Source organism: Methyloversatilis discipulorum (assembly GCF_000527135.1).
Taxonomy (GTDB): domain Bacteria; phylum Pseudomonadota; class Gammaproteobacteria; order Burkholderiales; family Rhodocyclaceae; genus Methyloversatilis; species Methyloversatilis discipulorum.
This window is the reverse complement of sequence record NZ_AZUP01000001.1, coordinates 2994637-3015249: the sequence shown is the minus strand read 5'-3', so window position 1 is coordinate 3015249 and position 20613 is coordinate 2994637. Positions and strand designations below refer to the sequence as shown.

Annotated in this window: 17 protein-coding genes; 9 read left to right on the top strand and 8 right to left on the bottom strand. The window is 69.6% G+C overall.

All coding sequences use genetic code 11. The annotated features are described in order from the left end of the window. Window positions 1–13: 13 nt before the first annotated feature. From METFAM1_RS0114020 to gatC, 4 genes are read right to left on the bottom strand one after another with little or no spacing between them, the layout of a single operon-like run. Window positions 14–520 (bottom strand): hypothetical protein, encoded by a 507-nt coding sequence (locus tag METFAM1_RS0114020; RefSeq protein ID WP_019915971.1) that lies wholly within the window; start codon window positions 518–520, stop codon window positions 14–16. Beyond that, window positions 517–828, bottom strand: coding sequence for a hypothetical protein (locus tag METFAM1_RS0114015; protein WP_019915970.1), 312 nt, complete (start codon window positions 826–828; stop codon window positions 517–519). Before METFAM1_RS0114015 ends, METFAM1_RS0114020 begins: the two co-directional genes overlap by 4 nt. A 4-nt stretch (window positions 829–832) precedes the next feature. Beyond that, complete coding sequence (gene gatA / locus METFAM1_RS0114010) at window positions 833–2287, bottom strand: Asp-tRNA(Asn)/Glu-tRNA(Gln) amidotransferase subunit GatA (RefSeq protein WP_019915969.1); 1455 nt, start codon at window positions 2285–2287, stop codon at window positions 833–835. Window positions 2288–2295: 8 nt separating this feature from the next. Then, the gene (gatC, locus tag METFAM1_RS0114005) at window positions 2296–2583 is read right to left on the bottom strand and encodes an Asp-tRNA(Asn)/Glu-tRNA(Gln) amidotransferase subunit GatC (RefSeq protein WP_024300710.1); all 288 of its coding nucleotides are present in this window, start codon (window positions 2581–2583) and stop codon (window positions 2296–2298) included. A gap of 262 nt (window positions 2584–2845) precedes the next feature. On the opposite strand from gatC, the gene METFAM1_RS0114000 reads away from it, so the two are divergent. From METFAM1_RS0114000 to METFAM1_RS0113975, 6 genes are all read left to right on the top strand, one after another. After that, window positions 2846–3889 carry a rod shape-determining protein gene (locus METFAM1_RS0114000; protein WP_019915967.1) on the top strand — a complete coding sequence of 348 codons (1044 nt, stop codon included), beginning with the start codon at window positions 2846–2848 and terminating at the stop codon, window positions 3887–3889. Between the two features lie 385 nt (window positions 3890–4274). Next, on the top strand, window positions 4275–5177 hold the full coding sequence (mreC, locus tag METFAM1_RS0113995) for a rod shape-determining protein MreC (RefSeq protein ID WP_019915966.1): 903 nt from the start codon (window positions 4275–4277) through the stop codon (window positions 5175–5177). Next, window positions 5174–5698: a rod shape-determining protein MreD gene (gene mreD / locus METFAM1_RS0113990; protein WP_019915965.1), complete on the top strand. Its 525-nt coding sequence runs from the start codon at window positions 5174–5176 to the stop codon at window positions 5696–5698. The genes mreC and mreD overlap by 4 nt, the downstream gene beginning before the upstream one ends. A 100-nt stretch (window positions 5699–5798) precedes the next feature. After that, on the top strand, window positions 5799–7688 hold the full coding sequence (gene mrdA / locus METFAM1_RS0113985) for a penicillin-binding protein 2 (RefSeq protein WP_019915964.1): 1890 nt from the start codon (window positions 5799–5801) through the stop codon (window positions 7686–7688). Next, window positions 7669–8832 (top strand): rod shape-determining protein RodA, encoded by a 1164-nt coding sequence (gene rodA / locus METFAM1_RS0113980; RefSeq protein WP_020647594.1) that lies wholly within the window; start codon window positions 7669–7671, stop codon window positions 8830–8832. The genes mrdA and rodA overlap by 20 nt, the downstream gene beginning before the upstream one ends. A gap of 2 nt (window positions 8833–8834) precedes the next feature. After that, a complete protein-coding gene (locus METFAM1_RS0113975; protein WP_019915962.1) occupies window positions 8835–9818 on the top strand; it encodes a septal ring lytic transglycosylase RlpA family protein in 984 nt (327 codons plus the stop codon). On the opposite strand, the gene METFAM1_RS0113970 is transcribed toward METFAM1_RS0113975, so the two are convergent. Together METFAM1_RS0113970 and METFAM1_RS0113965 are read right to left on the bottom strand one after the other, a co-directional pair. Beyond that, on the bottom strand, window positions 9805–11805 hold the full coding sequence (locus tag METFAM1_RS0113970; RefSeq protein ID WP_019915961.1) for a M1 family metallopeptidase: 2001 nt from the start codon (window positions 11803–11805) through the stop codon (window positions 9805–9807). The two genes, METFAM1_RS0113975 and METFAM1_RS0113970, sit on opposite strands and share 14 nt — an antisense overlap. Next, on the bottom strand, window positions 11805–12689 hold the full coding sequence (locus METFAM1_RS0113965; protein WP_019915960.1) for a ChaN family lipoprotein: 885 nt from the start codon (window positions 12687–12689) through the stop codon (window positions 11805–11807). The genes METFAM1_RS0113970 and METFAM1_RS0113965 overlap by 1 nt, the downstream gene beginning before the upstream one ends. A gap of 126 nt (window positions 12690–12815) precedes the next feature. Between METFAM1_RS0113965 and METFAM1_RS0113960 the strand changes: the two genes are divergently transcribed. The 3 genes from METFAM1_RS0113960 to METFAM1_RS0113950 are packed head-to-tail and all read left to right on the top strand — an operon-like array spanning window position 12816 to window position 17733. Further along, on the top strand, window positions 12816–15785 hold the full coding sequence (locus METFAM1_RS0113960; RefSeq protein WP_232419770.1) for an ATP-binding protein: 2970 nt from the start codon (window positions 12816–12818) through the stop codon (window positions 15783–15785). Then, on the top strand, window positions 15782–16150 hold the full coding sequence (locus METFAM1_RS0113955) for a response regulator (RefSeq protein WP_019915958.1): 369 nt from the start codon (window positions 15782–15784) through the stop codon (window positions 16148–16150). Before METFAM1_RS0113960 ends, METFAM1_RS0113955 begins: the two co-directional genes overlap by 4 nt. Further along, window positions 16150–17733, top strand: a complete 1584-nt coding sequence (locus tag METFAM1_RS0113950) for a sensor histidine kinase (protein WP_019915957.1) — start codon at window positions 16150–16152, stop codon at window positions 17731–17733. Before METFAM1_RS0113955 ends, METFAM1_RS0113950 begins: the two co-directional genes overlap by 1 nt. A 13-nt stretch (window positions 17734–17746) precedes the next feature. On the opposite strand, the gene METFAM1_RS0113945 is transcribed toward METFAM1_RS0113950, so the two are convergent. Together METFAM1_RS0113945 and METFAM1_RS0113940 are read right to left on the bottom strand one after the other, a co-directional pair. Continuing rightward, window positions 17747–19648 carry a M48 family metallopeptidase gene (locus METFAM1_RS0113945; protein ID WP_019915956.1) on the bottom strand — a complete coding sequence of 634 codons (1902 nt, stop codon included), beginning with the start codon at window positions 19646–19648 and terminating at the stop codon, window positions 17747–17749. A 70-nt stretch (window positions 19649–19718) separates the two neighbouring features. Then, window positions 19719–20612, bottom strand: coding sequence for a DMT family transporter (locus METFAM1_RS0113940; RefSeq protein ID WP_019915955.1), 894 nt, complete (start codon window positions 20610–20612; stop codon window positions 19719–19721). Window position 20613: the final 1 nt, after the last annotated feature.

The window sequence follows — 20613 nt, the reverse complement described above, 5'->3', positions numbered from 1 at the left end:
TTCTCTCTGTGCTTTACCGGCAGTTGCCGGTCCTGCGACTCACCAGCGTGGGCCACAGGTAATCGTGCGCGCCGGGCGTGCAGTACGCGGCGCAGTTGCGGTAGGACACCGTCACTTCGTCCTTCTGTTCCCACATGCTGATGGTGCAGGCACCGGCGACCAGCGTGGGCGTGTGATCGAAACTCGTCTGCCGGAAGGCTGCCAGGTCGAAGCTGCAGCGACCTTTGCTGCCCATGTTCACGTCGGACGCGAAACGTTCGACCTTCGAATTCTTCACTTCCAGCTGCAGCCGGCCTTCGGTGCCGACGTCGTCGCGGTAGCTGCAGTCGGCCTTCGCCTGCAGCGGCCGCGCCGGGATGGGCAGCGGCTTGGTGCTCTTGATTGGCGGCTTAGGGCGCCCCGCTTCCGGCATCTGTGCCGGCGGCAGCGGTCGCTGCGGCGCCGGCGTCTGCTGCAGCGGTGCGCAAGCGGCCAGCAGTGCCAGCGCCGCGATCAGCGGCAGCGCGAAACGAAAGGTCAAAGCAGTTCGTCCCGCTTCTTGCGCAGACCGTCGGGCATCTTCAGCGAGGCCTTGTCCCAGCCCTCGATATCGAGCACGCGGTCGAGCGCCTCTTCGAGCAGCGCGTGCGCACGGAAAACGGCGTCAGCGATGGTGCGATGGCTGTCGGCCATGTCAGGCATTTCGCTCATGCAGTTCATCTGGTACTGGTGCAGGGTGCGCAGTTCCATCATCTGCGCGGCCAGCTGGGCCGGGCAGGCGCACATGTAGATGCCGGCCTCGTCGAGTATCAGTTGCAGCTGCGTGCTGCTGTAGCGAAATGTCTGCATCGTGTCAGGTCTCCGGTGTGCGCAGGTGCCAGTCGGTCGCCTGCTGGAACTGGTGGGCGGCGCCCAGCATGCGCGCCTCGTCGAACCAGCGGCCGACGATCTGCAGGCCGACCGGCAGGCCGTCGGCGCCGAAGCCGGCGGGAATGCTCATGCCGGGCAGGCCGGCCAGATTGATCGACGTGGTGTAGATGTCGCCGAGGTACATCGCCAGCGGGTCTTCGTCGTTCTGGCCGATGCGGTAGGCGGTGTTCGGCGTGGTCGGCCCCATGATGAGGTCGCACTGCGCGAAGGCCGCTTCGTAATCTTCGGCGATCAGCCGACGCACTTTCTGCGCCTGCAGGTAGTAGGCGTCGTAATAGCCGTGCGACAGCACATAGGTGCCGATCAGGATGCGCCGCTTCACCTCGGCGCCGAAACCCTGGGCGCGGGTCTTCGCGTACATGTCGTCGAGGTTGCCGTAGTCCGGTGCGCGGTAGCCGTAGCGCACGCCGTCGAAGCGGCTGAGGTTGGAGCTGGCTTCGGCCGGCGCGATGACGTAGTAGGCCGGCACCGCCATGCCCGAACGCGGCAGACTCACCTCGACGGTGACCGCGCCGAGCGTGCGGAAGGTGGCGAGCGCGGCCTCGACCGCGGCGCGCACGTCGGCCGACATGCCGTCGCCGAAGAACTCCTTCGGCACGCCGATGCGCAGGCCGGCCAGCGGCTGCGCCAGCGCGCGGGTGTAGTCCTCGGCCGGGCGCTGCAGGCTGGTCGAGTCGCGTTCGTCGAAGCCGGCGAAGGCGTTCAGAAGCAGTGCGCAGTCTTCCGCGGTGCGCGCCATCGGGCCGCCCTGGTCCAGGCTGGAGGCGTAGGCGATCATGCCCCAGCGCGACACGACGCCGTAGGTGGGCTTGATGCCGGTGATGCCGCAGAAGGCGGCCGGCTGACGGATCGAGCCGCCGGTGTCGGTGCCGCTGGCGGCCGGCGCCAGACCGGCGGCGATGGCGGCAGCCGATCCGCCGCTGGAACCGCCCGGCACGTGCTCCATGTTCCACGGGTTGCGCACCGCGCCGTAGTAGCTCGATTCATTGGTCGAGCCCATCGCGAACTCGTCCATATTCGTGCGGCCCAGCGTCACCAGCCCGGCGGCGCGGGAACGCTCGATCAGGCCGGCGTCGTAGGGCGCGGCGAAGCTTTCCAGCATTTTCGAGCCGCAGCGCGCATGCCAGCCGGTCTGGCAGAAGATGTCCTTGTGCGCGATCGGCACGCCGGTCAGCACGCCGGCCCGGCCTGCGGCGCGCAGCGCGTCGGCGCCGCGGGCTTCGGTCAGCGTCTGGTCGTCGTTCAGTTCGACATAGGCGTTCAGCGTCGCGTTGGCGTCGCGGATGCGCGCCAGGTAGTCCTGCGCCAGCTCGACGGCCGACGCTTCGCCTGCCGCCAGCTTTGCGGCCAGCGACTTCACGGTTTCGGGGGCGCTCATACGATCACTCATTCGATGACTTTGGGCACGAGATACAGGCCGTCCTCGACCGCCGGGGCGACCGCCTGATAGGCGGCGCGGCGGTCGCTTTCGGTCACGCGGTCCTCGCGCAGGCGCAGCACCAGATCGGTCGCGTGCGCCATCGGCTCGACGCCGGTGGTGTCGATGGCCTGCAGCTGCTCGATCAGGCCGAGCATGGAATTGAGGTGGCTGCGCGTGCGGTCGAGTTCGGCGTCGGGCAGTTCGATGCGCGCCAGCTTCGCGATGTGGCGGACTTCTTGGTCGGTCAGGGACATGGAATGCAGATCCGGGGTGTCGGGCGCCAGGGGCGTCCGCATGCAAAGATGTTTCGGTTCAAGGAGCTTATGCACTGTTGGGTTATCATTATGAACCATTCAGGCTGCCCGCCCGGCAGCCGGCCCGAACGTCCGGCCGCCATCCGCGGCCCGGGTCCGACGAAAGCTGCCGCCGGGTCGCCCGCCGCAACACCGCTGCTGACCACATCCGACCCGATTCCTGTTCCGGCCGCTGAGCGGCCGCTTTCATATAAGACCATCCATGTTCGGTTTCCTGCGTTCCTATTTTTCCAATGATCTGGCCATCGACCTCGGCACCGCCAACACGCTGATCTACGTGCGTGGCCAGGGCATCGTGCTGGACGAACCTTCGGTTGTCGCCATCCGCACCGAAGGCGGCCCCAACGCCAAGAAGACCATCCAGGCCGTGGGTCTGCAGGCCAAGCTGATGCTCGGCAAGACGCCGGGCAACATCACCGCCATCCGGCCGATGAAGGACGGCGTGATCGCCGACTTCACGGTGACCGAGCAGATGCTCAAGCAGTTCATCAAGAAGGTGCATGACTCGCGGCTGTTCTCGCCTTCGCCCCGGATAATCATCTGCGTGCCCTGCGGCTCCACCCAGGTCGAACGTCGTGCCATCCGTGAATCGGCGCTGGGCGCCGGTGCCAGCCAGGTGTACCTGATCGAGGAACCGATGGCCGCCGCGATCGGCGCCGGCCTGCCGGTGTCGGAAGCCACCGGCTCGATGGTGGTCGATATCGGCGGCGGTACTACCGAAGTCGGCGTGATCTCGCTGGGCGGCATGGTGTACGCCGGCAGCGTGCGCGTCGGCGGCGACAAGTTCGACGAAGCCATCATCAATTACATCCGCCGCAACTACGGCATGCTGATCGGCGAAACGACCGCCGAGGCGATCAAGAAGGAAATCGGCTCCGCCTTCCCCGGCTCCGAAGTGAAGGAGATGGAAGTGAAGGGCCGCAACCTGGCCGAAGGCATCCCGCGCAGCTTCACCATTTCGTCGAACGAAATCCTGGAGGCGCTGACCGAGCCGCTGAACCAGATCGTGTCGGCGGTGAAGAGCGCACTCGAACAGACCCCGCCGGAACTGGGCGCCGACATCGCCGAACGCGGCATGGTGCTGACCGGCGGCGGCGCGCTGCTGCGCGACCTCTACCGTCTGCTGATGGAAGAGACCGGCCTGCCGGTGGTGGTGGCCGACGACCCGCTCACCTGCGTGGTGCGCGGCTCCGGCACCGCGCTGGAGAAGATGGACCAGCTCGGCAGCATCTTCGCCAACGAGTGATTTCCGGCTGATGTCACGGTCACAGGTTGCGCCCGGCTTTGTGGGAGCGGCCTTCGGCCGCGATGCGGCTTATGCCGACCGCGGAGCTTCGATGCAGGCAGCTATCGCGAGCAAGCTCGCTCCCACAAACCACCCGGCTCTGGCCGCGGATCGGGCGCCTGCTCCTGTGGGAGCGGCCTCTGGCCGCGATGCGGCTCATGCCGACCTTGGAGCTTCGATGCAGGCAGCTATCGCGAGCAAGCTCGCTCCCACGAAGCCGGCGCGGGCCTGGTGGGAGCGGCCTATGGCCGCGATGCGGCGGTGGTGCGGCGCAACGCGGGCGTTACTTGCTCCCGTACGGCAGCACGGTTCCCGTCTTCCTCTTCGACAAGCGATTTCCTGATTCATGGCTTCACCGGTCGCCGGACATTCCCCACCGCCGTTCTTCCGGCGCGGCCCGGCGCCGCTCGTGCGCCTCGTACTGCTGGCCAGTGCCTCGCTCACGCTGATCGTGGTCGACTACCGGCTGCACTACCTCGAACTGGTGCGGCAGGCGCTGTCGGTGGTGACCACGCCGCTGCAGGTCGCCGCCGGCATGCCGGTGGCCGGCGTCCGTTCGGCCGGTGAGTACTTCGCCGACCTCGCCCGGCTGCAGGCGGAAAACGCGCAGCTCAGGCGCGAACACACCGAACTGGCGACGATACGGCTGCGCCAGGAGCAGCTGGACCAGGAAAACACCCGCCTGCGCGCGCTGCTCGACATGCGCGATCGGGTGAAGGTCGATGCGCGCGTGGCCGAGGTGATCTACGCGGTGCGCGACCCGTTCTCGCGTCGCGTCGTCGTCGACAAGGGCCTCACCCACGGCATCGAGCCGGGCAGCCCGGTGGTGGACGACGTCGGCGTGATCGGCCAGGTCACCCGCGTCTATCCGCTCAATGCCGAGGTCACCCTCATTTCCGACAAGGACCAGGCGCTGCCGGTGCAGGTCGCCCGCACCGGCGTGCGCGCCGTCATGTTCGGCGCCGGCAGCGGCACGCTGGAACTGCGCTACCTGGCGGCCGACGTCGATCTGCGCGAAGGCGACCGCATCGTCACCTCCGGCCTCGACGGCGTGTTCGTGCCGGGCCTGCCGGTGGCGCGCGTGAAGTCGGTGGACCGTGACGGCGACGGCGGTTTCGTGCGCATCCTCTGCGTGCCGATCGCCGGCGTCGAGGCGCATTCGGCCGTACTCATCATGGCGCCGGGCAAGCCGGTGCAGCCGGAGAGCGTGCTGCCTGCCGACGCTCTGCCGCAGGAGGCGAAGAAATGAACCAGCCCTCCTTCAGTTCGCGTCGCATCCTGCGTCCGGTCCGTCCGTGGTTTGTCTGGCTGTCGCTGCTGGTGGCGCTGGTGCTGAACCTGATGCCGCTCGGCCGCGCCTTCTGGCTGCCGGACTGGGTGGCGCTGGTGCTGTGCTTCTGGTGCGTGCGTGAGCCGCTGCGCGTCGGCATGGGCAGCGCCTTCGTGATGGGCGTCGTGATGGACGTCGGCTACGGCAGCCTGATGGGTCAGCACGCGCTCGCCTACGTGCTGCTCGCCTATGCGGCGACCACCTTCTCGCGCCGCATCCTGTGGTTCGGCCCGCTGCGCCAGTCGCTGCACGTGCTGCCGATGCTGGTCGGCGCGCAGTGCGTGATGCTGCTCGTGCGGCTGGCCGGCGACGCCGAATTTCCCGGCCTCGAATACTTCGCCGGCGCGCTGATCGCCACGCTGCTGTGGCATCCGATCAGCTTCGTGCTGCTGCTGCCGCAGTACCGGCCGGAGAACAAGGACGAGAACCGGCCGATCTGATGAATGTGCCTATGCTCACTTCCTGCGCACATATCGGACCACGTAGCGTCTCCCTGACCGGTCGGCGCCGCGCGTCGACCTTCGCGGGCTGGTCGGCGCCATGACCGACCTGAACAGCCCGGAACTGCAGCTCGTCCGCTTCCGCCGCCGCGTGTATTTCGCCGGCGCGCTGGTGCTGGTGTGCTTCGCGCTGCTGTTCTCGCGCTTCTTCTGGCTGCAGGTGGTCCGGCACGACTATTACGCCACCCGCGCCGAGGACAACCGCATCGCGCTGCTGCCGGTGACGCCCAATCGCGGTCTCATCGTCGACCGCAACGGCGAGGTGCTGGCGCGCAACTACTCCGCCTATACGCTGGAAATCCAGCCCTCGCGCGTGGACGACCTCGAAGCGACGATAGACGAGCTGGCGCAGCTGGTGAATATCGAGGCGCGCGACCGTAAGCGCTTCCGCAAGCTGATGGACGAGTCGCGCAACTTCGATTCGCTGCCGATACGCACCCGGCTGACCGACGAGGAGGTGGCACGCTTCATCGCCCAGCGCTACCGCTTCCCCGGCGTCGAGGTGCGGGCGCGGCTGTTCCGCCAGTACCCGAACACCGAACTGGCGTCGCACGTGCTCGGCTACATGGGCCGCATCAACCGGCGCGACGCCGAGCGCATCGACGAAGCCGGCGTGGCCGACAACTACCGCGGTACCGACCACATCGGCAAGAGCGGGCTGGAGCTGTCGTACGAGAATGACCTGCACGGCGTCACCGGCTTCGAACAGGTCGAGGTGACCGCCGCCGGTCGCGCGGTGCGCGTGCTGTCGCGCACGCCGCCGCAGAACGGCAACAATCTGCGGCTGACGCTGGACGCCGGCCTGCAGCGCGTGGTCGAGCAGGCCTTCGGCGAGCGGCGCGGTGCGCTGGTGGCGATCGAACCTTCGACCGGCGGCGTGCTGGCGCTGGTGAGCAAACCGACCTTCGACCCCAATTTGTTCGTCGATGGCATCGACAGCGCCAACTGGGAGGCGCTGAACACCTCGGCCGACCATCCGCTGCTGAACCGCGCCATCTATTCCGCCTACCCGCCCGGCTCGACCTTCAAGCCCTTCATGGCGCTCGGCGCGCTGACCGCCGGCAAGCGCACGCCGCAGTTCGCCATCGCCGATCCCGGCCACTTCGACTTCGGCGGTCACCGCTTCCGCGACGACAAGGTGGGCGGTCACGGCTCGGTCGACATGCACAAGTCCATCGTCGTGTCGTGCAACACCTATTACTACCGTCTGGCGGCCGACTGGGGCATCGATGGCATCGCCGGCTTCATGGCGCAGATGGGCCTGGGCAGCCGCACCGGCATCGACATCGAGGGCGAGGCGACCGGCGTGCTGCCGTCGCCCGAGTGGAAGAAGAAGCGCTTCAAGAAGCCGGAGCAGCAGAAGTGGTACGCGGGCGAAACGATTTCGGTCGGCATCGGTCAGGGCTACAACGCCTACACGATGCTGCAGATGGCGCATGCGGTGTCGATCCTGGCGGCCGACGGCGTCGTGTACAAGCCGCATCTGGTGAAGCAGGTCGAGAACGTGCGCACCGGTGCGGTGCGGCAGATCGAGCCGCAGCCGACGCGGCGGGTGAACCTGAAGCCGGAGCACATCGCCGTGATCAAGCAGGCGATGGAGGACGTGAACAAGGCCGGCACCGGCGCCCGCGCCTTCGCCGGCGCGCCCTATGTCGCCGCCGGCAAGACCGGCACCGCGCAGGCCTTCTCGCTGCGCGGCGCGCAGTACCGCGGCGGCAAGCTGGCCGAGAAACTGCGCGACCACGCGCTGTTCATCGCCTACGCACCGGCCGACGACCCGAAGATCGCGCTCGCAGTCATCGTCGAAAACGCCGGTTTCGGTGCGCAGTCGGCGGCGCCGATCGCGCGCCAGGTGTTCGATTACTACCTGCTGGGCAACAAGCCGGCGGGCCCTGCACCGGAGGATGCCGATGCAACTGACAGCGAATAGGTGGTCGGCGCTGCGCGAGCGCATCTTCGGCCTGCTGTCGGCGCTCGACCCGCCGCTGCTGGCGATCACCGCCCTGCTGCTGTCGCTGGCGACGCTGGTCATGGCCAGCGCCACCGCGGACTTCTCCTTCCGCTTCGACGCCCACCTGGTCAATCTGGCGGTCGCCCTCGGCGTCATGCTGGTGGTGGCGCAGATTCCGCCGCTGCGCCTGATGCAGCTGGCGCTGCCCTTCTACGTGGTCGGCGTGGTGCTGCTGATCGGTGTCGAACTGTTCGGCGAAACGTCGAAGGGCGCGCAGCGCTGGCTCAACATCGGCTTCACCCGGATACAGCCGTCGGAAATGCTGAAGATTTCGGTGCCGCTGATGCTGGCCTGGTATTTCCACCGGCACGAGGCGCAGCTCAGGGTGCGCGACTTCATGGTGGCGCTGGTCATCCTGCTGATACCGGTCGCCCTCATCTTCCACCAGCCGGACCTCGGCACCGCCATCCTGGTGCTGGCAGCGGGCGTGTTCGTCATCTTCTTCGCCGGCCTGTCGTGGAAGCTCATCATCCCGGTGCTCGCCATCGGCGTCGTCGGCATCGCCACGCTGGCGGTCGAGGGCGACGCGATGTGCGCCGAGGGGGTCGAGTGGCCCGGTTTCAAGGCCTACCAGCGGCAGCGCGTGTGTACCCTGCTCGATCCGACTTCCGACCCGCGCGGCAGCGGCTTCCACATCATCCAGTCCAGCATCGCCATCGGCTCCGGCGGCGTGTTCGGCAAGGGCTGGAAGGAGGGCACGCAGACCCATCTCGAGTTCGTGCCGGAGCGCCACACCGACTTCATTTTCGCCGTGATGGCCGAGGAGTTCGGACTGGCGGGGGCGGTTGTGCTGCTGCTTATATATATGGCGATGATAGGGCGCGGCCTGATGATCGCCGCCCGCTCGCCACTGCTGTTCGGTCGCCTGCTGGCCGGCGCGATTTCGCTGTCCTGCTTCACCTATGCCTTCGTGAACATGGGCATGGTGACCGGCGTGCTGCCGGTGGTCGGCGTGCCGCTGCCCTTCGTGAGCTACGGCGGCACCGCGCTGGTGACGCTGTGCATCGGCCTCGGACTGCTGATGTCGATCGAGGCGCACCGGCGCCGGCGGCGGGAGCGCTGATCGTGCGCATCCGTGGCCTGCTCGCGCTGCTGTCGGCCGCCGCGGCGCTCGTCGGCTGTGCCGGCGCGCCGCCGGTGACCGAGATCGAGCCGGATCCGGCGCCCGTTGTGCGCACACCGCCGGGCGAACCGGTTCGCCCGGCGCCGCCGGCGACCCGGCGCGGCGGCGGCTACTACCTGGACGACGGCCCGGGCGACAACGCGCCGGACGCCGCCACGCTGGCCGCCATTCCCGATGCCGTGCCGCGCGACGAACCGCTGCACCGCTTCGCCAACCGGCCGTACTCGGCGCTGGGCATGCGCTTCGTGCCGATGACCGAGGCGAAGCCCTTCCGCCAGCGCGGCCGCGCTTCCTGGTACGGCCGCAAGTTCCACGGGCAGAAGACCTCCAGCGGCGAGGTGTACGACATGTACGCGATGACCGCTGCGCACGCGACACTGCCCATCCCGAGCTACGCTCGCGTCACCCACCTGGCCAGCGGCCGCTCGGTCGTCGTGCGGGTGAATGACCGCGGTCCGTTCAAGCCGGGCCGGGTGATCGACCTGTCATGGACCGCCGCCGCCAAGCTCGGTTACGTGAACGACGGCAGTGCCGAAGTCGAGGTCGAGGCGGTGTTCGCCGAAGGCAGCCCGGGCGATCTGCTGGCGCGTCGTGCCGCCGGTCGGCCGGAAGTGCAGCGCACGCCGCCGGTCGAGCGTGCCGCCGCCGATCGGGATGTGATCGCCGCGCTGTCGACCGAAGCGGCGCCTGCCGACGCCGGTCACTGGCTGCAGCTGGGCGCATTCTCCGGCCTCGACAACGCGCAGGCGCTGAGCCGTCGCGTCGTCGACGGGCTGGTCGAACTGGCCGACCGCGTGCGGGTGAACAGCGACGGCAGTCGCCACCGCGTGCAGGCCGGCCCCTTCGCCAGCCGCGAAGCGGCCGAATCGGCCGCCCGCCTGCTGCGTGACCGGCTCGGGCTGGACGCGCTGCTCATCGCGCGCTGAGCGCGCACACCCGGGTCCATTGCGTCTGCGCCGGCCACTGGCCGCGCGCACTGGCGCGTCCGTCCTTGATCACCACCCAGCCCTGCTGACCGTAATGCGGCAAGGCGCGCCGGGCCGCCGTCAGCGCGTCGGCGTCGCGTGCGGCGACCAGCGCCAGCGTGCCGCCAGCGGCGCTGCGTACGGCCCACGCGACGACGTCGCCGTCGCGCGGGCGGGCCGGCAGGCCATGCCGCGACAGCCAGCGGTCGATGTCGGCACCGCGGCCGATCACCATGCGGGCGCTGCGCCCGGGTGCGACGTCGGCGGCGAGCCGCGGCGGCGGTGCGTCCAGCCAGTCGCCGACCAGCGCGTCGGCCGCCGCAGTGAAACGCGCGTCGCCGCCGTCGAGCACGGTCAGCGCCAGCGTGCCGTCCAGCGTCGCTTCGCGCAGGATGGGGGGTGCCTCGCCCGGGCGCAGTCGGCGCGCGGTGCGGAAATCCGGGTCGAGCGTCAGTTCGACGCAGCCCTGCAGCGGCAAGGTGAAGGACTGCTGCGGCCGGTCGAGGGCCAGCGTTTCGACGCGCAGCGCTCCGCTGTCCGGGTCGCGCAGGTGCAGCGGCAGGGCGGGCAGATAGGGCGGTGCCGGCTGCGCCAGCGTCAGCGTGACGCTGTCGGCGCCCGGCGTGACCGCGTCCAGCCGCGGCTCGGCCAGACCGCGGCCGTCCACCCATTCGGCGAAGAAGCGGCGCAGGTCGCGGCCGGACGCCTGCTCGAAGGCGGCGCGCAGATCGTTCCAGCCGGCGCGGCGGTGACGGTGGGTGGACCAGAAGGTGCGCAGTGCGCGGTCGAAGGTGGCCGCACCCAGCGTGTCGCGCAGCATCAGGAACAGCAGCGCCGCCTTGTGATAGCCGATGGCCTGCGACGCGTCGTGCGTGCGGCCGCCGAAGTCGGCCAGGCTGTCGTGCGCCGACGGCGCCAGCGCCGACAGGCCGCGCAGCCAGTCCAGGCGCAACGTGCGCGCCGCGTCGTCGCCCTGTGCTTCGCGCTGGGCGTAGTCGGCGACGAAAGTGGTCAGGCCTTCCGACCAGTTGCCGCTGTCCAGCGCCAGATGCACGCCGTTGCCCCACCAGTTGTGCGCGATCTCGTGCGGCAGCGAGGTGTGGCGGATGAAGGGCAGGCGCAGCACGTCGATGCCGAGGTAGGTCAGGCCGGCCATGCCGAAGCCGGTCGGCGTCGGCGACGAGGCGATGCTGAAGCGGCTGTACGGGTAGTCGCCGAAGCGCGCCTCGAACTGCGTCAGTGCCTGCGCCGCGGCGTCGAGATAGCCTTCGGCTTCGGCTGCCAGCTGCGGATGGAACAGCGTGACCAGCGTCAGCGTGCGACCGTCGCGGGCACGCAGCGCGCGCGTCGTCTGCTGCCACGGGCCGGCCATCAGGTCGGCGCCCTCGCCGTCCTGGCGCGCGTCGAAGCGCTGGCTGCGCCGGCCGTCGCGCACCGTGTCCTGCGTCAGGTCGCCCGGCGCCAGCGCGCGTTGCGTGGCGGGCAGGTCGACGGTGAGCGCGTAGCGGTGCAGCAGCGGCCCGGCGCTGTCGTAGGGCAGCGGGTACCAGGCGCCGCCAGCCGGCAGGAAGCTGCCTGCTTCGCCGATCTGCGGCGCGAAGGCGGTCAGCGTGTCGCGGTGGCGGGCGGCGCTGTCCGGGGCCTGCGCGCGGATCTGCCAGCGCAGTTCGAGCTGGCGTTCGCGCGCGGCGGCCGCGAGGTCGATGCGCCATTGCCCGCCGTCGCGCGCCGCGGCCAGCGGGCGGCCGTCGAGCTGCAGCGATTCGATGCGGTGGGCGCCGTCCATGCGCAGCGCCACTGCTTCGCCGGCCGGCAGCACGATGCGGGCGGAGGCGTCCAGCGTGCCGCTGGCCGGCGCAAGGCGCGCGGTGATCGCGTACTGCGGTGCCGCCAGCGCGCTGCCGCAGCACAGCGTGCAGGCGACGGCCAGCCAATGCGGCGCGCGCATCAGCGCCGCGTGTCCTGCACCGTCGGCACGATGCCGAACACGGCGTCGGCGACGCCAGCGACCAGATCGGCGCAGTCGGCATCGCTGTCCCACGGCAGCAGGCTGCCGACGTCGGCCACGCCGAGCGCGCGCAGCTGGTGTTCGACGCCGTGGCCGTGGATGACGTGGCCGCTGCCCATCAGCCCGACCACCAGTGCCTGCGGGTAGTCACGCGCCGCGGCCACCAGTGCCTCGGCCATCGCGCGGTCCCACAGCAGCTGGCCCTGCATGAAGCGCACGAAAGCCTCGTTCGACGCCGCCTGCGCCTGCGGCATGTGATCGCTCCAGATCTGCTTGAGCCAGTTGCGGTAGTTGTCGGGGGCGTCGGCCGGGTCGCCGACGCCTTCGCGCCGGGCGGGTGGCACGCCGGCAAGACCCAGCTTCGACACCTCGCGCACCACCTGGCGTTCGATGTTCAGCGCGCGCATCGGCAGCCGGTGCTCGCGCGCGAAGCGGAAGATGCCCGCGTACAGCGCCGGCGGTACGCCCCAGGTGCGCGTCCAGCCGGTGCGCTCGAACAGCGCCGTCTCGTCGAGGTCGCCACGCACCCAGGCGTCGAGCACCGGCTGGGCGTTGCGCGGCAGCATTTCCAGGCCGATCACCATCTGCGGGCGCCGTGCGTGCAGTGCGCGCAGCGTGTCGAGCTGCCAGTCATGGTGAGCGGCGACGTCGTGCGTTTCGCCGAGCAGCAGCACGCTCTGTGCGCTGGCGCGGGCGAGCACGCGGCCGGCGTCGAGTTCGCCCTTGCCTGGCGCGATCCAGCGGCCGGGTGGCACGCACTGGGCGGCGAGGGCGGGTTGCATCAGCGCGGCGAGGATGAGGCCGAGGCGTATCAGGCGTGTCATCGTGGTCGACGAGGGTTGACGGGCTGGGCGGTGGACGCCGCGCCGCGTCCATCGTTCCTTGTGCCGATAGGTCGCGGCGCCGGAAGAACGCTAAGATGCGCCGACCATTCACTGCCGCAGCATATCGTGTCTGCATCTCCGCGCGCCTCGTTGCACCCGCTCCGCTACGTCGCCAGCGCGGCGGCCTGTGCACTGGCGACCCAGGTCGATCCGCTGCTCGGCCTGTCCGAGGGCCAGCCGCCGGTGCTGCAGATCGGCCTTGGCGTCGCCTTCGCCGTGGTGTTGCTGTTCGGCCTTGCGCACGCGGTGCCGGTCATGCTGGTGACGCTGGTGCAGGGTGTGCTGGCCGGGCAGACGCCGCTGGCAGCGACGCTGAATGCGGCACTGACCGGCGTCCTGGTCTGCGTCGGCACGCAGGTGCTGCGCACCTTCCCGCTGCAGCCCTACCCGCGCATGCGCGCCGACCACTACGCCTGGTTCATTGGCGTCGCGCTGCTGTTGGCCGTGGCCCGTGGCGCCAGCGACGCCTGGTCGTCCGGCGCGCCTTTCTACCTGTCGGACTGGACGCTGCACGCGGCCGCCCATTTCGCCGGCACGCTGCTGGTGGTGCAGCTGGTCGCCGGCTGGATCGGTCGCCTGCAACTGCAGCGACTGGTGGCCGACCTGCTGACCGTGCTGCCCTGGCTGCTGCTGACGCTGGGCGTGACGGCCGCCCTCTTCCTGCGCCTGCTCGATGGTCCCGAGCCCTACATGCTGGTACTGCCGGCGGTGCTGGTGTGGTCGGCGATCCGCCTCAAGGTGCGCTGGATGAGCCTGCTGCTGGTGCTGATGAACGGCGTCGCGCTGTACGGCACGCAGACCGGCCTCGGCCCCTTGGGCAGCGAGACGCCGCTGCGCGCGCTGCTGTTGCTGCAGGCCTTCGTCATCACGATGTCGATCGCGCCCTATTCGCTGTCGATCACGCTCAATGAGCGCGCCGCCGCGTCGCGCCGCGCGCGCACCCGCGAGGCACAGCTGCTCGACCTGTTCGACGGCTCGATCCAGGGCATCCTGATCCACCGTCAGTTCCAGCCGCTGTACGCCAACCGGCGCGCGGCCGAACTGCTGGGCTTCCAGTCGGTGGCCGACCTGATGGGGCAGCACTCGCTGGCCGACATGGTGGTGGCCGACGACCTGCCGGTCATTTCCAGCGACAGCAACCGCCGCCTGCTGGCGTCCGGCCGGGTGCTGCCGATGCAGCTCGACGTGGTGCGCACCGACGGCCAGCGCCGCACGCTGGATTCGGTCATTCGCCAGGTCAGCTGGGACGGCGCCCAGGCCATACAGGCCACCTTCATCGACGTGACCGACGATCTGCGTGCGCGGCGCGAACAGCGCGACCGGCTCGAACGGCAGGACGGCCAGCTGGCCGCCGTCATGCGCCTCAGCGTCGATCATGCGCTGTCGGCCGGCGACGACGCGGCGCTCGCCACGCTGACCGAAGTGGTCGCCGACGCGCTGTCGGTGAGTCGTGCCAGCGTCTGGCGGCTGGACGTCGACACCGGCCGGTTGCGCTGCATGGACCTGTACGACCGCCGCCGGATCGACGTCGATCGCGGCCATGTCTCCGGCGCCGTGCTGGCGGCGTCCGCCTTCCCCGACTATTTCGCCGCGTTGCGCAGCGGCCGCACCATTGCCGCCGCCGACGCGCGCCGCGATCCGCAGGTGCGCGAATTCACCGGTGGCTACCTCGACGCCGAGGGCGTCAGCGCCATGCTCGACGCGCCGGTCTTTCTCGACGGCCGGCTGGCCGGTGTCGTCTGTCTCGAACACACCGGCGACGTGCGCGAGTGGGCGCACGACGAGCAGCGCTTCGCCGGCGAGGTGGCGACGCTGCTCGGCCGCTTCCTGGTCGCGCGCGAGCGCCACCGCGCGCAGGCGGAGCAGGTCAGGCTGTCGGCCATCCTCGACGCGACGCCGGACTACGTGTCAACGGTGGACACCGATCTGCGCATCACCTACCTGAACCTGTCCGCGCGGCGCACCGTCGGCCTGACCGGCAGCGCGCTGCCCGACAATCTGCTGGTCGCCGACCTCTATCCGCCGGACGCCTATCGCCATTACCTCAAGGTCGAACTGCCGGCGGTGATGACGGACGGCATCTGGGTCGGCGAGACGCGGCTGCGCGCGGCGGGCGGTAGCAGCGTGCCGATGTCGGCGGTGCGCGTCGCGCACCGCGGCGCCGATGGCGAGGTGCAGTTCATTTCCAGCGTGCTGCGCGACATCAGCGACATCAAGCGCAACGAACAGGCGCTGCGCGTGGCCAACGAAACGCTGGAACAGCGGGTGAGCGAACGCACCGCGGAACTTGCGCAGGCCAACGAGCGCCTGAAGGATCTCGACCGGCTCAAATCGATGTTCATCGCTTCGATGTCGCACGAACTGCGCACCCCGCTCAATTCCATCATCGGCTTCACCGGTGTGGTGCTGGCCGGCATGGCGGGCGAACTGAACACGCGCCAGCACGACCAGCTGACCCGCGTCTATGGCTCGGCCCGGCACCTGCTGGCGCTGATCACCGACGTGATCGACATATCGAAGATCGAAGCCGGCTTCATCGACGTGTTCGAGGAGCGCTTCGAGGTCGAGGCGGTGATCGACGAGGCGGTGCAGTCGGTGCTGCCGGCGGCGCGCGAGAAGAAGCTGGACATCGAGGTGCGCGTGCCACCGGGCATCCTGGTCCAGGCGGACCGTCGGCGGCTGCTCCAATGCATACTGAATTTCGTGAGCAACGCGGTAAAGTACACCGTCGAAGGAACCATCACTGTGGAGGCGAGCGTGCGTGGCAGCTGGCTCGACATCAGCGTCGAGGATACGGGCATCGGCATGGACGATGCCGGACTGTCCCGCCTTTTCCAGCCCTTCGAACGCATCGATTCCCACCTGCGCGTGAAGACGCCCGGCACCGGGCTCGGCCTCTACCTGACGCGCAAGATCGCCACCGAACTGCTGTCGGGCAGCGTTGACGTGCAGAGCACGCCGGGCGTGGGCAGCCGCTTCACGCTGCACCTGCCGCGCGAAGGCTCGGGCCGCGCGACGGAGGGCGGCCGCCCGTGAAGACCGCGCTGGTGATCGAGGACAACGAGAACAACCTCGAACTGATCACATTCATCCTGCACGCCGGGGGTTACGGTACGCGCTGTGCGATGACCGGGCTGGAGGGGGTCGCCGAGGCGCTGCGCGAGCGCCCGGATTTCATCCTGCTCGACATCCAGCTGCCGGACATCGATGGCATCGAAGTCGCCCGTCGCATCCGCGCGGCCGAGGGCTGGCCGCCGATTCCGATGGTCGCGATCACCTCGTTCGCGATGGCCGGTGACCGCGAGCGCGTGCTGGCCGCCGGCTGCAACGGCTACATAGAAAAGCCCATCGACCCGCTGCGGGTGATGAAACAGATCGAAGACGTACTGGCCCAAGCCTGATGGACATCCTGATCGCCGAAGACGACGAGAACTCCCGCCTGATGCTCAGTGCTGCGCTGGAATCGCGCGGCCACGCGGTGCGGGCCGCCGCCGACGGGCGCGCCGCGCTTGAACTGGCGAAAGCGCAGCCGCCCGACCTCATCGTGTCCGACATCCTGATGCCGGAACTCGATGGCTACGGCCTGTGCCGCGCGGTGCGCGCCCACCCGCAGCTGGCCGCCATCCCGTTCGCTTTCTATACCGCCACCTTCACCGACCGCCGCGACGAGGAGCTGGCCTACCGGCTGGGCGCCGACCGCTTCCTGGTCAAGCCGTGCGAGATCGGCGCCCTGATCGCCGAGCTGGAAGCGCTGGGCAGCCGCGGCCCGCAGCGGCCGGTGGTCGGCGACGCCGACGCGCTGTACGCCGAGCGGCTGCGCGACAAGCTGGACAAGAAGATCAATGAGCTCGAAGCCGAACGCACGCGGCTGCGCGATTTCGCCGAGGCGGCGGCCGACTGGTTCTGGGAAACCGATGCCGCGCGCACCATTGTGTACACGTCGGACGGCGCCTGGCCGTTGCGCGGCCTGTCGCTGAACGCGCTGTTCGCGATGCGCCGGCCCGGCCCGCAGCGGCACGACGACATCGCGCTGCTGACGCAGGAATTCCGTCCCTTCCGCGACATCGTGATCGACTGGCGACAGCAGGACGGCGGCGTGCGCATCATGGCGCTGTCCGGCCGGCCGTGGCGCGATGCCGCCGGCCAGATCGCCGGCTACCGCGGCAGCGCGCGCGACGTCAGCCGCCAGGTCAAGGCGGAGGAAGACCTGCGCGCGCTCAACCACGAGCTGGACGAGCGCGTGCGCAGCCGCACTTCCAGCCTGAAGGCGGCGTTCGAGGAACTGGAAAGCTTCAGCTACTCGGTGTCGCACGACTTGCGCGGCCCGCTGCGCGCCATTCACGGCTTCGCCAGCGTGCTCGAATCGGAAATGACACGGCCGGACGTGAGCGGCCTGGGCAAGGCGAGTTTCGACGCGCTGTCACGCATCCTGCGCGCCGCGTTGCGCATGGAGCATCTGGTCGACGACCTGCTCGAACTGTCGCGCGTGACGCGGATGCCGCTGCAGCGCCAGCCGGTCGACCTCAGCGCGCTGGCGCAGGAGATCGCCGACATGCTGCGCGCCGGTGATCCGCGGCGCGACTGCACCTTCGTCATCCAGCCCGGCATGCTGGTGGCTGGCGACGTCGGCCTGCTGCGCATCGCACTCGACAATCTGCTGCGCAACGCGTGGAAGTTCTCGTCGCCGGTACCGCACGGCAGCATCGAGGTCGGCGCCGAAGGCCGCGGTCAGCAGGCGGTGATCTACGTGCGCGACAACGGCGTCGGCTTCGACATGGCGCACGCCGACAAGCTGTTCAATCCCTTCATCCGGCTGCATCGCGAAGGTGAGTTCGAAGGCACCGGCATCGGCCTGGCGCTGGTCCAGCGCATCATCCGTCGCCACAATGGCCGCGTCTGGGCGCGCGCCGAGCCGGGCAAGGGCGCCACCTTCTGTTTCACGCTGGGCGAGAGCGACGCCGAACTGCCGCCAATCGCTGCCTGAGGCCGCCTGAGGTTCAGCTTTTGCCGTCCAGCGGCAGCGCCTCGACACCCAGCGCGCGGATGCGCTTGCGCCAGCCGCGGAAGGCTTTCGCGCCCAGCGGCACCACGTGCAGCGAGACCGGATAGTCCGCCGCCGCTAGCGTGCGCGCCAGCTTGCCGAGTGCCTCTTCGCTGCGCAGCCAGCGTCGTGTCATGTCGAAAGCCAGTACGTAGGCACGCGCCCGCGGGTCGGCGGCGATCGGCCGGCGCAGCAGGAAAACGCGGGCCAGACGATCGGCGTGCGGCAGCACGGCGCGCACGATGTCGGCCTCGACCTCCGGCGGCAGATCGTGCCGACCGAGTTCGCACTTCGGGTCCAGCGTGTCCATTTCGTGCTGCACGCCGGCCAGGTGTGCCTGGCGTTTTTCCCAGCGTTCGCGGTACAGGTCGGCGCGCACCGGATCGCGCGTGCGCAGCCAGCGCCAGATCGTTTCGCAGCCGGCGAGTATCGCGTCGGCGTCGGCCTGCATCACCGCCTCGATGTCGTCGATGCCGCCGGCGTCGTCGGCGTCCAGCTTCAGGTCACCGAGCGCGAAGCGGGCCGCGAGGTGGTCCGGCGCCCGCGCGAGCAGCGCCTCGACGGCCGGGCGACGGTCGACGTCCGGCTCCAGTTCGGCGGTGAGTTGCAGCAGCATCCACTCATCCTCGACGCTGCGTTCGCCGTTCTCACGCAGCGTCTGCAACTGCTGCAGACGTTCGGCCAGATAGCTGTTGCGCTCCTGCCAGCGCGTGCGTACGTCGTCGCGCCAGCGCGTGTCGAGTACGCCGGCCAGCCGCGGCAGCGCGTCGCCCAGCCAGCGCTCGGCCGCCGTCGTGCCGACCGCCGGCAGCACGGGCGACGGCGTTTCGCCCAATGCGCGCAGGCGGTCGTTCAGACTGGGGTGGGTGTCGCCGTAGCCGGTGCTTTCCTGCAGGACCTCGTCGCGGTAGGCGCAGGCGCGCGCTTCGTCCAGCGACGACAGCGCGCGTCGCCATTCGCCGCTGAGTGCGGCCGGCGGCTCCGCCTGTGCGCGGGCCAGGCGGTCGATGCCCGGCCAGAAGTCCTGCGCCTCGAAGCGTGCGGCGATGCCGACCCGCTGCAGCGCGCGGGCAGCCGCGGCGGCGCCGACCAGTTCGGCCGACGAGCGGTCGGCCTGGTATTCGTTGGCGCGCGCCATCACGAAGGAGTAGGCGTTGAACCAGGGCGCGTACCAGCCGAACAGCCGGGCCACGAGGCGGCTGCCCCAGTCGTCCCAGGTCTGCGCCATCGCCTGCATCTGGCCCCAGGCGCCGCGCAGCCGGTAGATGAAGGCACCGAATCGGCCGTGGTTGCCGGCCAGGTGCCCGTATTCATGGGCGACCACGGCCAGCGCTTCGTCCTCGTCCAGCGTCTGCAGCAGCGGCAGGCCCAGTATCAGGTAGTGCCGGTTCCAGCCGAACAGGCCCAGCCGCGGGTGCTGCACGACGGCGGCATTGAGCTGGTCGACCAGCAGCACGTGATGGAAGGCGGGCCCGTTCATCCGTCGCTGCATGTCGTCCAGCCGTTCGAACAGGCGAGGCGCATCCGCGCGCGTGATCTCCAGGCCCTCCGGTGCCGGAAAGCGCGCCAGCAGCATGCGGAAAGAGGTCTTCAGCAGCAGCCACAGCGGCAGCGCGAGCAGGATGAGGGCCTTGCCCAGCTTCAGCGCGATCAGCGCGACCACACCACCGCCCTTGAACAACAGCATCACGACGCCGGCCAGCGCGCCGACCATCAGCAGGGCCATGCCGAGCACGACGGCCAGGATGACGAAACCGAGCAGCGCCACCGCGGCCACGCGCGCCCGATAGCCTGACGGGTTGCGCGCGGCCACCGCTTCGAGGCGGTGGATCAGCTGTTCGAAACGCGATACGTCCATCTGTGCATCCCCGTACCCGGAAAAGGGGATGAAATTAGCATGGCCCTGTTTTTCTGCCGTGACCGGCTTCTCAGCGCCGCCCCACCCAGAGCACACCGGCGATCACCAGCACGGTGCCGGCGATCTGCAGCGTCGACACCGGTTCGGCCAGCATCCACCAGGCGAGGAAGACGGTGATGACCGGACCGGTGCTGCCGACCAGTGCGGCGGTCTGTGCGCCCATGCGGCGGATCGCCGCCGACTGCAGGAACACCGGCAGCACGGTCGAGAACAGCGCCATCGCCACCGCCAGCCACAGCACCGGCGCCGGCTGCGCCAGCGCGTCGAGCGGGCGCACGGCGACGAAGTGCAGGCTGACCGCCACCGTCGACACCAGCGTGGCGAGCGCCGAAAAGCGTGTCGCGCCGAGCTTGCGAATCGGCGCCGCAGCGCCGGTCAGGTAGATGGCGAAGCTGAGCGAGGAGCCGAACACCAGCGCGCAGCCCAGCGCAATGACCGCCGCCTCGCCGCTCACCTCGATGTCGTGCACCACGGCCAGCGCGATGCCGCCATAACAGAGCAGGCTGGCGACGATTTCGCGCCGCGTGATGCGCCGGCCGTGCGCCATCCAGCCGATCAGCAGCGTCAGTGTCGGGTAGGTGAACAGCACCAGCCGTTCCAGACCGGCCGAAATGTAGAGCAGGCCGTAGAAGTCCAGCATGCTGGCGCCGTAGTAGCCGAACAGGCCGAGCACGCTGACGGTCGCCCAGTCACGCGCGGTCAGCGGCGCGCCGCGCCGGGCTTCGCGCCAGGCGACGACGACGAATACCGGTGCGGCCAGCAGCATGCGCAGCGCTACCAGCGTGACCGGATCGACGCCGTGCGGATAGGCGAGCTTGGCCAGGATGGCCTTCAGCGAGAAGCCGGCCGAGGCGATGACCGCGAGCCAGATGCCGAGGCGCGCGTCGGCGGCCGGTGCGGACATC